This window comes from Streptomyces ferrugineus (assembly GCF_015160855.1).
GTDB lineage: Bacteria > Actinomycetota > Actinomycetes > Streptomycetales > Streptomycetaceae > Streptomyces > Streptomyces ferrugineus.
In genome coordinates this window covers 9,880,450-9,893,583 of record NZ_CP063373.1, presented here as the reverse complement: position 1 = coordinate 9,893,583, position 13,134 = coordinate 9,880,450, and the positions used below count along the sequence as shown (strand labels likewise).

Sequence of the window (13,134 nt, the reverse complement as noted above, 5' to 3'; positions counted from 1 at the left end):
GCCAACACCTCACCAAAGAGGACTCTGTCTGCGCATGCGATCCCGACCCTCCCTCCCCGCGACATCAGTGCGCTTACTCTCCGTCAGATGGCGATTACGAAGAGTCGTCCCGATGGCCGGTTCGTCGCGGTTGGGCTGGCTGGACGCGTTGCGCGGCATCGCCGCACTCGTCGTGGTGTTCGACCACTCGTCGTACACCTTCATGGCGGACTTCCGGCGGGAGTTGATGCCGCAGTTCAACACCAGCCGCTACGGCATCATGGTGTTCTTCCTGGTGAGCGGCTACATCATCCCCGCGTCGCTGGAACGCCGGGGCTGCGTCCGCACCTTCTGGATCGGACGGATCTTCCGTGTGTACCCGCTGTGGGCGGCTGTCGTCACCGCGCTCCTCGCCGTCAACCTCTCAGGCATTGCGGAGATCCCCGACTTCGGTCAGCAGAGCGCTGCCGCCGTCGCGGTCGCCCACGCCACCATGCTCCAGGAGTTACTGGGGACACCCAATCTCCTGCTCATTCTGTGGACGCTCTCCTATGAGATGTCCTTCTACCTGCTGGTCGTCGCTCTTTTCACGGTCCGCCTCCACCGGCAGTCCGCGGCGATCGCCGTCACCTTGGCCGTGCTCGCCGCTGCGAGCGTGACAGCAGGGGCAGCGCTGCCGCCCTCCGCCCTGTCCGGCCTGGTCGGCACCGGCCCGCTGATCGCGTGCGCCTCCATCGCCATGGGCGTCGCCATCTGCTGTGCGAGCGCCAGGTCATCCGTGCTCCGGGGGGTCGGGGGTGTGCTGGGCGGCGTACAGGCGCTCGTCCTGGTTCCGTTCAACGGAACCGTCCCGCTGTGGGAGGGCCTGGTGATCCTCGCCGTGATGTTCCTCGGCACCGTCGTCTACCGTGCCGAGAACGGGCAGAGCGCCTGGCGGTATGCGGCGGCCACTGCCGTCGTGGTGGTCGCCTGTGGCGTGGGGAGTGCGTACCGGTACGGCGACGGCGACCACTTCACGCGGCGCGGCTGGATCATCGCGTTCCTGCTGGCCGTACTCACCTTCGGCGCCGGACTGGCGTCGCGTCGCCGGCGCCTGCCGCGGGTGCTGACCGGGCTGGGGGCGATCAGCTACTCGGTCTATATGGTGCATCCAGTGCTGCTGGCAGTGATCGACAGCACGATCGGCCGACGGCGCCAGGACAATCTCGCGCTCGAAGTGGCGTTCTTCACCGTGCTGCTGCCGCTGTGCGTGCTGACCTACCGTTACATCGAAGCGCCGAGCCAGGCCTGCGGCCGCAGATTGGCACACCGCGTGCAGTCACCGTGACCGGGATATGAACAGTGCCACTCGTTGAAAGTGGGTCCTGGCCGGCCGGTAGCCGACCGCCTGTACAGAGTCGCAGTCGACTCGGGTCGCAGAGGGCGCTTGGGCAGCCACGCTACGGGCTCGCCGCGGCCCGGGAGCAGCCGGGCCGCGGCGAGTGAGTGACCTGCGGGAGGGGCTCAGCTGCCGGTGAGGGAGATGGCCAGGTCCGTGATGTTCAGGGGGAACCTGGACGTGAGGGCGTCGGACACGAGCGTGGCCTCGCCGGTGAAGAGGTTGATGCTGTAGAGGGAGGGCCTGTTGGCGCCGGAGGCGGTGAGAGAGGCGAAGGCGGCGTTGCTGACCGTCTTGCCGCTCGACAGGGTGCTGAAGATGTCCATGCCCGCGTTGATCTGCGTGTCGAGGCCGAGGCTGCCGGTCGGCGCCAGCGTGCCGTTGTTGGCCGGGGACTGGAGGACGACCTGGTCGCTGGCCGTGTTGATGTCGAACAGCGTGGTCCCGGTGGCCCCGTTGAGGTCGTTGTTCGTGTAGGCGGCGGCGGAGACGCCCTTGGTCGTGCCCTCGATCGGCGGGGTGGTGAGGTTCAGGTCCTGGATCGTCGTGTGGTCGTTGAGGTTGTGCCGCAGGTTCTGGCCGTTGTCGCTGATCACGCGCAGCCGGTCGGCGGCCGGGTTGAAGTCGACGCCGAAGTTCGTGCCGTGCAGCGTGTACTGCAGCTGGGACACCTTGGTGATCACGACGTCCGTGGTGGCGGGTGGGGTCTTGATCGTGTAGATGCCGCCCTTGTTGCCGACGCCGTACATCAGGCCGTTCTGCACCCGGAAGTCGATGCCGATCAGAGCCGTGTCGCCACTGAGTCCGACGATGTCCATGACCCAGTCGAGCCGGTTCGGCCGGTCGGTGGTGAACGTGGCCATCTGGGTGCCGTCACCTGTGATCCCGAACGCGCGCAGGCTGGAAGTGGCGGCGGGAGCGGCCGAGCCACTGCCCGGCGCGCTCAGCATGAGCGCTGTCGACGTGGCCATGACCGCCACCGCCGCCGCGATTCTCTTTCTCGTCCCTGCTTTCATCGGTGTTTCCCTCCCGTTTGAACAAGCGCCATTGGCTGGCGCGCAGATGAGAGATTCCCGTACCGATTCCCGCGCTGATCCGGAGTGATGGCCGGAATTAATTCTGTGGTGTTCCCCCACGGGCTGGTACGCGGTTCCCATTAAGGCCAGTTCACAGCGTCTCCACAAGTGGGACAGGCGATGAGAGTGCTCCGATCCAGGGATTTTGCGCACTGTGACAAAGCGCCCCGGACGCGGTCGTCTCCGATGTGCGCAGAGTGATAAATGCCGTCCGGATTTCCCCGGTCGGCTTCTTCGGCCGGAATGGCATGCTCGCACCCATAGGGAGCTTCTTCGCCGAGTTGGCCCGGCAGGCGTCGGCCAACGCGCGCCGGGAAGTCGAGACGTACGCGCGGTTGCGCCGCCGTACGGTCAAGCTCAGCGCGGCGTCGGCGTCGGCGAACTCGCTTCGGCCCTGGGCATGGAACTGCCCCTTTCGTGGTTCAGCTGCGGTGAGGTGAGGTCGAGCCAAGGGGCGGGGCTCGCGTTGTGCGGGGGAGTTGTCGCAGGATCCAGCGCGTGGATGATGCGGATCAGGTCGGCCGGGGCGGCCGCGAGGCGGATCGGCTTGCAAGGGGGCCGGAGCGCAGCAGGATCTGCCCGTGCCCACGCGGCCGTCCGTCTCTCAGCCACCCCGCAGGTGCGGCTCTTCCATGAGGCGTCACCCACCAGGAGCCGCTCCACCAGTACCGTCTTCCCCGATCCGGCCTCTGCGGGGATGACCAGGCGGCCGGTGGGGCCGGTGGGGATGCGCTCGGTCATCCGCGTCATCCGCGTCATCCCCGCGAGCCTCCGCGCGTCCTCACACCACAGCGCCTGAATCCCGCGCCCGCCCGCGTCGCTCCAGCGGACTGCGCGCCCCGCTGTCCTCGCCGCGCCCGGGGCCCACCGGCGGCGCCGAGCGGCTGCCTTCGAGCTGCACGGCGATCGGCACGGCAGTGAACACCGTCGACGCCATACCGATCACCACGCCGGCGATCAGCGCCACCGAGAAGTCCGCGAGCGAGTCACCGCCGAGCACGGCCAGGGCCGCCAGGATGAACAGCGCGCCCATACCGGTGTTCACCGTGCGTGGCAACGTCTGGATGACCGCCTTGTTCGCGGTGGTCTCCAGGTCCGCCGCCGGTTCGCGGCGGCGCGCCTCGCGCACCCGGTCGAAGACGACGACCGTGTCATTGACGGAGTACCCGATGACCGTGAGCAGGGCCGCCAGGAAGACGCTGTCGACGGGCTTGCCGAGCCAGGCGAACAGGCCCACCACGAGCAGCACGTCGTGCACCATGGCCGCTACCGCCGCGGCGGCGAACGTCCATCGGAACCGCACGCTGAGGTAGATCAGCTGGGCCGCGACGGCGATGCCGAGCGCGATGAGCGCGTGCCGGCGCAGTTCCTCGCCGAGGCTCGGGCCGATCAGCTCGTCCCGCTCGACGGTGACCTCGCCGCCCTCCTTCGCCAGCGCCGTTCTGATCGTGTGCTGCTGGTCGTTGCTCAGCTCACCGGCGCGTACCGAGATGTCCCCGTCCCCCGACTCCTGCACCACCGCGCGCGGGAACCCGGCCTCCGTGACCGCCGCCCGCGCCGCGTCCACGTCCACGGGCCTGCTGGTGCTGTACTCCACCAGGCGCCCGCCGGTGAACTCCACCCCGAAGTCCAGGCCGCGCAGGCCGATCCCGGCGACGGCGACCACGATCAGCAGCGCGCTGACGCCGAGCCAGCGGCGCCGGTGGTGCACCAGGCGGGGTTCGCGGCGCGCGAGCCAGGCACGCACCCGGCCGGTGGAGGTGATCCCGGTCAGGCCGGGCCGGCCCCGCACGAAGCGGCGCCGGATCGCGAAGTCGGCGAGGACCCGGGTGATCACCAGGGCCGAGATCATCGAGACGAGGACACCGATGGAGAGCGTGACGCCGAAGCCCTTGACCGGTCCGGTGGCGAAGAAGAAGAGCAGCCCGGCCGCGAGCAGCGTGGTCACGTTCGAGTCGACGACCGCGCTCCAGGCCTTGCCGAAGCCGGTGCGCAGCGGCTTGTCCAGGCGCGCCGAGGCGGCCGGTGCCGACTTCAGGGCGCGGACTCCCAGATACTCCTCGCGGGCACGCTCGAAGACCAGCACGTTCGCGTCCACCGCCATGCCGATCGCCAGGACGAAACCGGCGAGTCCGGGCAGGGTCAGGGTCGCGCCCAGGGCGACCAGTGCGGCGTAGGAGATGAGCCCGTACAGCGCGAGCGCGATGGTGGCCAGGGCGCCGAGCAGCCGGTAGACGACGAGGATGAACAGCCCCGTCAGGGCGAGCCCGATGATCGCGGCCTGGGTGCTTGCGGCGATGGCGTCGGCACCGAGCGTGGGGCCGACGGTGCGCTGCTCCACGACCTCCACGGGCACCGGCAGCGCACCGCCCTTGACGAGCGCGGCCAGCTCGCGGGCCTCCTCACGGTCGAAGCCGCCGGTGATCTGCGTGGAGCCGCCGGAGATGCCGACCTTGCACGCCACGTCCGCGTTGACGCCGGGCGCCGAGAGGACCTTGCCGTCCAGGACGATGGCGACGCGCCGCTCGGGGGCGCCCTGCGGGGCACAGGCCGCCGCCCCGGTGACCCGGGCCCAGTCCTTGCCCGCCTGCCCGCGGAAGGTGAGGTTGACCGTCCAGCCCGACAACGTCTGCTGGTCGAGCACCGCCTCGGCGTCCTTGACGCCGTCGCCGGTGAGGGCGGTGGGCCCGAGCCTGAGGAACGCCCCCTTCTGGTCGGGGTCGGCCAGGATGCGCGAGCCGTCCTTGGCCGGCTTCCCCGCGTTCTCGTCCCGCTTGTCCGTCACGCCCTGCACCGGGTGGACGGTCAACTGCGCGGTACGGCCGATGACTTCGGCGGCCTCGCGCGGGTCCTGAACGCCGGGCAGCTCGACGAAGATCCGCTGCTGTCCGGACCGGTACAGGCTCGGCTCGGAGACGCCGAGCGCGTCGACCCGCTGGCGGAGCACCTCCAGGGCCCGCTGGGTCGATTCGGCATCGGCCTCGACGACGGGTGAGTCCTTGGTCTCCAGGACGATCTGGGTGCCGCCGCGCAGGTCGAGGCCGAGGCGGGCGGACTGGGTGAGAGCGAGGAAGAGCGAGGCGGCGATCACACCTAGGGCGACGATCGCCCGCCACATGGGCGCGCGAGACATGAGTTCTCCACGATGGGCAGGCAGACGGAATCGACGTCTGCACCGGGCGCGGAGGCGAACGGTCAGGCGTCGATACGGACTTCGGTGCTCCATCGGGACGGCGGGCCGCGCGGCCGACACACGTGCCCGCCCCGGCTCGCTCCTGCGGCCGCGACCACCACGGCCACGGCGGGGCCGCCGACAGCGCGGTGCGGGGCCGCCTCACCTGAGCCAGGGCCCAGGAAGCCGTGGATCGGGTACGGCACGGCGTGGGCGTGGGCGAGCGCGGGGTGCGCCACGGTGACGGGTCGCCGCGCGTCGGCGGTCGCGGACGCCTGCGCGGTCGCCGCCGCGGCCGTGCCCGTCGAGGACAGGCGGGACGCCGACTTGGCCGACACCGGCAGGAGGAAGGTCAGGACCGCGAGCAGCGCGGAGAGCACGACGGCGGCCGGACGCGTGGGGTGTGCGCGGTGCTGCTGCACGCCTCTTGCCCCCTGGTCAAGTCGTCGTACGCAATCAGCAGTTGGGCACTGCGGGCCGACACTCGGCTCGTCCGGCCATCAGTGACACGAACGCCGTCGGGTGCCCGGAGGTTCCCGGTGCGGCGGTGCGGCGGCACTGAAGTGCGGGGGAGGAGGTAGGACGCGGCGGCGATGCGCTCGGACCACGCGGACGGCCTCACTGGTCCACTGAGCCGGCGATCGGAGATCTCCTTCGGTGTGGGCGTCTCCGCGGTCACCGGCACCACGGCCTTGATCAGCGAGGCGGCGAGCGAGTCGTGGCACGGCTGCCGCCGACAAGGAGCACGGCCGGCGGCTTCACCACATCCGCCCAGGCGGTCCCCGAGGGGTTCGCAGGCGGCGGTGCCAGCCACCTGGCGGGGGTGCACCCGACGATCGCCGGATGGTCGAAGAAGGGTGCGGGCTTCCAGGCTGGCGGCATGACACACCGTGCGCACGAGAGGGAACAGGAGCGAGCTCTGGGAGTTCCCCGGCATGGCGTTGGCGGCGGGCGGCCTCTGTCCGGCCGTCGTACGCCCTGAACTCCGCGATGACGCTGTGCACACGCTCGCCACGAGGGCAGTCGAACCGGCCCGTTGAGCCGACCCCCGAGGCACCCGCGCGGCCCGGTGCCCGCAGCCGCTGGCACGGTGCGCGGCCGACCACGCAAGACACGTAGGAAAGGAATCCTGTGAACACCGCATCCGCCCCAGAGGCGACGGGTGCCGAGTCCCTGCGCGTCCGCGAGACGCTCAAGGCGCTGTACGGGTATGTCCGCCCGCACCGGTGGACCGTCGTACTCGGTCTGCTGCTGGCGCTGGCAGGGGCCGCCGGCGGGCTGCTCCAGCCACTGGCCACGAAGGCGCTGGTCGACCGGCTCTCGTCCGGTGGCACGATCGCCACCATCCTGCTGGCCCTGACCGTGCTGGTGCTCCTGAGCACGGTGGCCGAGGCATTCGGCGCCTATGTGCTGGAGCGGACCGCGGAGTCGGTGGTCCTGGCCGCTCGCCGCAGCCTCATCGGCCGGCTGCTGCGGCTGCGGCTCTCGGCGGTGGACCGGGTGCAGCCGGGCGATCTGATGTCCCGGGTGACCTCCGACACCACGCTGCTGCGGGCCGTCAGCACCCAGGCGGTGGTCAACGCCGCGACCGGGATGCTGACGCTGATCGCGGCGGTCGTGGTGATGGCCTTCCTGGACGCCGTCCTGCTCGGCGTCGCCCTCGTCGTGGTCGCGGTCGTCGCGGCGGGCGCCGCCCTGGTGATGCCGAAGATCGGGCAGGCCGCCGAACGCTCCCAGGCCGCGGTCGGGGAGATGTCCACCGGTCTGGAGCGGGTCTTCGGCGCGTTCCGCACGGTGAAGGCGTCCGGCGCCGAGGATCGGGAGACCGCTCGCGTCGCGGCTGCGGCCCGGCGGGCGTGGCGCCACGGCGTGCGCGGCGCGAAGTGGGAGGCCCTGCTGGGAACGGCGGACAACCTCGCCGTCGAGCTGGCGTTCCTCGCGGTGCTCGCGGTCGGCGGGGCGCGGGTGGCGTCCGGGGACATCCCCGTCTCCACGCTCATCGCGTTCCTGCTGTACCTCTTCTACCTGATGGAGCCGGTGTACAAGCTGGTCGAGGCCGCCTCCGAATACCAGGAGGGCGCGGCCGCGATCTCCCGGATCAAGGAGGTGGACCGCCTTGCGGCAGAGCCGCCGGCCACGCGGCAGCCGGTGCGGCCCGAGGCGACCGCAGCCGTACGGCGTCCGGCGTCGGTCCGCTTCGAGGGCGTGTCCTTCCGCTACGGACCCGGGCTGCCGTACATCCACCAGCAGGTGGACTTCGAGGTGCCGGGCGCCGGGATGACGGCCTTCGTCGGGCCTTCGGGTGCGGGCAAGTCGACGGTCTTCTCGCTCATCGAGCGGTTCTACGAGACGACCGGCGGCCGGATCCTGGTCGACAGCGAGGACATACGCCAGTGGCCCCTGCCCGAGCTGCGGTCCGTCATCGGGTACGTCGAGCAGGACGCCCCGGTGCTGGCCGGAACCCTGCGGGAGAACCTGGTCTTCACCGCGCCCGGCGCGACGGACGACGACATCCGCGCCGTCCTCGCCCGGACCAGGCTCGACGCCCTCGCCGAGCGTCTCCCGCACGGCCTGGACACCCTGGTCGGACACCGCGGCTCGAAGCTGTCCGGCGGCGAGCGCCAGCGCGTCGCGATCGCGCGCGCACTGCTGCGCAGACCCCGGCTGCTGCTCCTGGACGAGGCGACCTCGCAGCTCGACGCCGTCAACGAGCTGGCGCTGCGGGAGGTCATCGCCGAGACGGCGCGCGAAATCACCGTCCTGGTGGTGGCGCACCGCCTGTCGACGGTGACGGACGCCGACCGCATCGTCGTCATGGAGGCAGGCAAGGTCCGCGCGATCGGCACCCATGAGGAGCTGGTGGCCAAGGACGAGCTGTACGCACAGCTCGCCACGGCCCAGCTCCTGACCCCTGCGGGACGCCCCCACGCGTGAGACGGGTGCCCCACCGGCTGCCCCCGCCGCGCGGCGGGGGCAGCCCGGCTGTGTGACGGGGTGGCGCCGGACAGCAGCCGGACGAGAACACCGGGCGGCCACGGCAGTGATGACGATCAGCACGAACGCCATATGGATTCGGTTCGGGGCAACAGCACGTACGGAAGAGACATGTACGGAAAGGGCAAGCCCTGTCACGTGGGAAGCACGCCGTACCCGCCCGTGACCGGGGCTCCGTGAGCCCGGCCGGACGCTGTCATACCCGACCCTGAGATCCGCCGCCGTGTACGACGGCGGCGAGCACCGTTGCCCCGCCGCCCGGGGGCCTGTGTGAGCCGTTCGGCGGGGCGACCCGTCTGGCGACGCGGGCGGCCTTCCGGATGGCCGGAGTCCAGGCTGCCCGCACGGCCGACCGGAGCCGGGGCAGGCCATGTCGTCCGACCGCCCCGGCCCCGCCACCTCATCGGACGTACTTCGCCGGCTTGGTGGCCGCGTTGAGCAGATACTCCAGGGGACCGCGGCGGAAGAAGCGGGACCAGATCGCGGCGAACACGATCGCCCCCAGGATGTACGTGAGCACGGGCACCCAGGACTTCGCGGCGCCGGCGCCGGAAGCGGGCCACGCGGACTGTGCGAGGAAGTGGCCGACGTAGGCCGTCAGGGACATGGTGCCCACGGCGATGACCGGTTTCGCCAGGCGGCGCAGTCGCGGCAGACGGTCCATCAGCACCGTCGCGCCCACGATCACGAGGATGGCGAAGCCCACGCTGCCGATGATGTCGAACGTGGTGCCGGTGTGCGGCCCGGCACCCAGCAAATCCGAGGCCGACGACACGAGTTGTCCGCCGGACCCGCTGCCACTCGACCCCGCCCCGGAGCCACCGGACCACGAACCGGAACCGCCGGACCACGACCCGGAGCCGCCGGACGACCCCCCGATCCCGCCGAACACCGCGTCCTTGCCCGCCAGCAGCAGGGACAGGCCGTACGCAGCCACGGTGAGGGCGGCGCCGAGCGCGGCAAGGCGCCGCTGGACGGCGGGGGCGGACAGGTCGAGGCGGGCCAGCGCCATGCCGGCGATCAGGAACGGCATCCACGTGATCGTCGGGTAGAAACCCGTGAGCAGCAGATCGACGACTCCCACGTCGTTGAGCCTCTCGAGCGGGTCGTGGGCGTTGATGCTCTGCAGGACGGACCCGCTCAGCCACATCTTCAGGACGAACGCCAGCTGCGGCGTGACGAGCGCGAGCCCCGCAGCGATGATCGCCAGTGTCCTGGCGGACAGCCGCAGCAGGGGCAGGGCGAGGAGGAAGTAGACGCCGTAGAAGCCGAGGATGATGACGTCCCCGTACTCGATCGCCAGCACGCTGCCGAGCGCCAGCAGGATCACGGCGCGGATCGCGATCCGGGCCTTCGCCTGCCGGCCGGCGAGGCCGGTCTTGGGCTCACGGCGGCCGGCGATCAGCATCAGTGAGAACCCGGCGAGGGTGGCGAACAGGACCGACGAGTGACCGTCGGCCAGGAAGCGGACCCAGGTGCCGACGCCGCTCGTGTTCCCCAGCATCGGGCCGATGTGGACGATGTACATGCCGAACACGGCCAGCGCGCGGGCCAGATCCACCCCGACCAGACGTCCCATCGAGGGACTGCCCGAGACCTTCCCGTCGGACCCGGGCGAGGTCGCGGGCCGTGGAGGCGAGTTCTCCTGCGGAGCCGAAGTCTCCTGCGGCGGTTGTATCTGTGTCATACGGACAACCTCGCCGTGCCGTCAGGAGGCGGACCATCCGGCAGACTTCGGTGACACCCCCGCCGACCGGCCGGGACCACCCCGCCGAACGGCGGGCCAGCACCCGGGCCGGTCAGCGGGCCAGCACCCCGGCCGGTCAGCGGGCCCGGACGGCCCACCGCCCTACTTGATGACGGCGTTGGCCACCACGACGACAAGCCCGAGCAGCGCGTCCACCAGGCCGATCCGCACAGCGGAGACCCACGTGCGACCGGCGGCGCGGGCCGCGAGCACGCCCCAGGCGAACAGCAGCACCACGTTCACGGCGAAGACCACGTACTCGACGCCCGCCGAGGGCCACCACCCCCAGCCCGCGCCGAGCAGCAGGACCAGCGTCGGCACCGTCGCCGCCACCAGCGGCCACTCGGACATCAACAGCCGCACCCCGGCGCGCACACCATGGTGGGTCCGGTCACCGCGCAGGGCGATCAGATGCGCGTATCCGTGCGCCAGAGCCGAGGCGACGGCCGTGACCAGGAGCCACTGGGCGCTGCTGAACCGGTCGGCGGGCGCCGTCTCGCCCTGCTCCGTCAGGGCGGCCACCATGGAGCTGGCCAGCACCGCCCCGTACACACCCCCGAACAGCACATGGGGCCGCGCCGCACAGCGGCGCAGAGCACGGACGGACTGACGCAGGTACGAGCGGGGCATGGGTGGGCGGTCCTCGAACGGTACGGAAATCGGCTGCGGCCCCGCAGACTCGGCGCGGACCCACGTACCGATCCCATCGGACGAGCACCACGGGCACCATCCGCCGGACCTCGCCCGCCGCCCTGCCGATGGGCCGGAGCGCACCCCCCGAACGGCTGGAGCCGGCCCGCCAGGTGTCCACAGTCCACGGTGATCGCGCCACCGCGTACCCTGCCGGACGTACCGTCGGCGGCAGGCGAACACCGTACGAGAACGTACGAGAACGTGGACGCCCCGATGCGGGGCGTACGGGTCGCCGAGAAGCAGGACAGAGCAGACGAGTGTGAGGCGGGACGCCGGTGATCCGGGTAGTGGTGGTGGACGACGAAGCCCTGGTGCGGTCCGGATTCCAGATGATCCTGAACGCGTCCGACGGCATCGAGGTCGTGGCGACCGCGGAAGGAGCGCAGGCGGCCGACGTGATCCGGCGCGAGCAGCCGGACGTCGTACTCCTCGACATCCGCATGCCGGACGTGGACGGCCTGACCGTCCTGCGGCAGATCCAGACGCTGCCCGCACCACCGCACGTGGCCATGCTGACCACCTTCGACACCGACGAGTACATCCTGACCGCACTGCGCTCGGGAGCCGCCGGCTTCCTGCTCAAGGACACCGAGCCCGAACAACTCGCCCACCTCGTACGCACCCTGGCCGCGGGCGGGGTGGTGATGTCCCCGAAAGCCTCACGCGCACTGCTGCGCAGTCACCCGGGGGCGGGAACACCCCAGGACGCGGACACGGCACGCGTCGGCCTGCTCAGCGACCGGGAGCGCGACGTCCTCGTCCTGATCGCGGAAGGACTGTCCAACGCCGACATCGGCACCCGTATCCATCTGAGCGCGGGCACCGTCAAGGACCACGTCAGCTCGATCCTGACCAAGCTGCGGGTCACCAGCCGTGTCCAGGCCGCACTGCTCGCCGAGCGGTCCGGGCTGCTCAACGAGAACGGCGACAACACCGCACGGGACGACGGACGATGAGCACGGGCCGGGCACTGTGGCGGCGGGTGCCGCCGTGGGCGGTCGACGCGGTCCTCGTCGCGCTCGCCGTGCTCGACGCCTGGATCAACCTCTACGGCGAGGGAACCACCCCCCTCGTCTGGTCCTGCGTCGCCCTCGGCAGCGCAGCGCTGTTCCTGCGCAGACGCTTTCCGCTGGCCGTCTTCCTGCTGACACTGCCCATGACCCTGTTCATGGACGTGGCCGTCGCGCAGATCACCGCCCTGTACACACTGGCCGCGTCCACCCGCAACCGCCCGCTGCTGGCCGGCTGCGCCCTGCTGAACGCGACGGCGGGCACCCTCGCCTGGTCCCTGTCCGACGGATTCGCCGACGACCGGACCTGGACGCTCGTTCAGTTCGTCTACACGCTGGCCACCGCCACCGCCCCCGTGCTGTTCGGCCAACTCGTCCAGGCCAGACACGACGTGGCCCTCCAACTCGTCGAGGTCGAAGAGGCCCGGGAACACGAACGCGCCCTGCACGCCCAGACCGTCCTCGCCCGCGAACGCGCCCAACTGGCCCGCGAGATGCACGACGTCGTCTCCCACCAGGTCAGCCTCATCGCCGTACAGGCCGGAGCCCTCCAGGTCGCCGCCAAGGACCCCGACGCCCGCGACGCCGCCCGCACCATCCGCACCCTGAGCGTCGACACCCTCGACGAACTCCGCCACATGGTCACCCTGCTCCGAGCCTCCGGCGGCAAGGAAACCGAACTCACCCCCCAGCCCACCCTCGCCGACCTCCAGCAGCTCATCGCCAACAGCGGCATCGAGACCACCCTGACCGGCGGGCTCCCACCCGGCATCAGCACGACCGCCCAGCGCACCGTCTACCGCACGATCCAGGAAGCCCTCACCAACGTGCGCAAGCACGCCCCCGGCGCCCGCGCCGAGGTGCGCCTGTGGTACGACGCGCAGCACTTCGGCGTCACCGTCACCAACACCGCCCCCACCCGCCCGTCCGTCGCCCTGCCCAGCGCCCGGCACGGCCTGATCGGCCTGAAGGAACGCGCCGAACTGCTCCACGGCACCTTCACCGCCCAGCCCACCCCACAAGGCGGGTACAAGGTCGAACTCAGCGCCCCCGCCCGGCCCGACTGAGCCGCTCGCACGAGCACC

At 71.1% G+C, this 13,134-nt stretch carries 10 protein-coding genes; 4 read left to right on the top strand and 6 right to left on the bottom strand.

Going from position 1 to position 13,134, the window contains the following annotated elements; genetic code table 11:
- Window positions 1-112 precede the first annotated feature (112 nt).
- Complete coding sequence (locus IM697_RS44130; protein WP_194043328.1) at window positions 113-1,306, top strand: acyltransferase family protein; 1,194 nt, start codon at window positions 113-115, stop codon at window positions 1,304-1,306.
- Between the two features lie 176 nt (window positions 1,307-1,482).
- On the opposite strand, the gene IM697_RS44125 is transcribed toward IM697_RS44130, so the two are convergent.
- The 4 genes from IM697_RS44125 to IM697_RS44110 form a co-directional block, all read right to left on the bottom strand.
- Window positions 1,483-2,328, bottom strand: a complete 846-nt coding sequence (locus IM697_RS44125) for a DUF4394 domain-containing protein (RefSeq protein WP_194043326.1) — start codon at window positions 2,326-2,328, stop codon at window positions 1,483-1,485.
- A gap of 462 nt (window positions 2,329-2,790) precedes the next feature.
- On the bottom strand, window positions 2,791-3,174 hold the full coding sequence (locus tag IM697_RS44120) for a hypothetical protein (RefSeq protein ID WP_194043324.1): 384 nt from the start codon (window positions 3,172-3,174) through the stop codon (window positions 2,791-2,793).
- Window positions 3,175-3,214: 40 nt separating this feature from the next.
- Complete coding sequence (secD, locus tag IM697_RS44115; RefSeq protein ID WP_194043322.1) at window positions 3,215-5,566, bottom strand: protein translocase subunit SecD; 2,352 nt, start codon at window positions 5,564-5,566, stop codon at window positions 3,215-3,217.
- 62 nt (window positions 5,567-5,628) lie between these two features.
- Window positions 5,629-6,027 carry a hypothetical protein gene (locus IM697_RS44110; RefSeq protein ID WP_194043320.1) on the bottom strand — a complete coding sequence of 133 codons (399 nt, stop codon included), beginning with the start codon at window positions 6,025-6,027 and terminating at the stop codon, window positions 5,629-5,631.
- Between the two features lie 709 nt (window positions 6,028-6,736).
- Between IM697_RS44110 and IM697_RS44105 the strand changes: the two genes are divergently transcribed.
- Entirely contained in the window at window positions 6,737-8,539 is a 1,803-nt protein-coding gene (locus IM697_RS44105; protein WP_194043318.1) for an ABC transporter ATP-binding protein, read from the top strand.
- Window positions 8,540-8,999: 460 nt separating this feature from the next.
- On the opposite strand, the gene IM697_RS44100 is transcribed toward IM697_RS44105, so the two are convergent.
- Complete coding sequence (locus tag IM697_RS44100; protein WP_194043316.1) at window positions 9,000-10,286, bottom strand: DUF418 domain-containing protein; 1,287 nt, start codon at window positions 10,284-10,286, stop codon at window positions 9,000-9,002.
- Between the two features lie 162 nt (window positions 10,287-10,448).
- Window positions 10,449-10,976, bottom strand: a complete 528-nt coding sequence (locus IM697_RS44095; RefSeq protein ID WP_194043314.1) for a hypothetical protein — start codon at window positions 10,974-10,976, stop codon at window positions 10,449-10,451.
- Between the two features lie 392 nt (window positions 10,977-11,368).
- On the opposite strand from IM697_RS44095, the gene IM697_RS44090 reads away from it, so the two are divergent.
- Both IM697_RS44090 and IM697_RS44085 read left to right on the top strand, forming a co-directional pair.
- Window positions 11,369-11,995 carry a response regulator gene (locus IM697_RS44090; RefSeq protein ID WP_265582761.1) on the top strand — a complete coding sequence of 209 codons (627 nt, stop codon included), beginning with the start codon at window positions 11,369-11,371 and terminating at the stop codon, window positions 11,993-11,995.
- Window positions 11,992-13,116, top strand: coding sequence for a sensor histidine kinase (locus tag IM697_RS44085; protein ID WP_194043312.1), 1,125 nt, complete (start codon window positions 11,992-11,994; stop codon window positions 13,114-13,116). Before IM697_RS44090 ends, IM697_RS44085 begins: the two co-directional genes overlap by 4 nt.
- The last annotated feature ends 18 nt before the right edge of the window (window positions 13,117-13,134 follow it).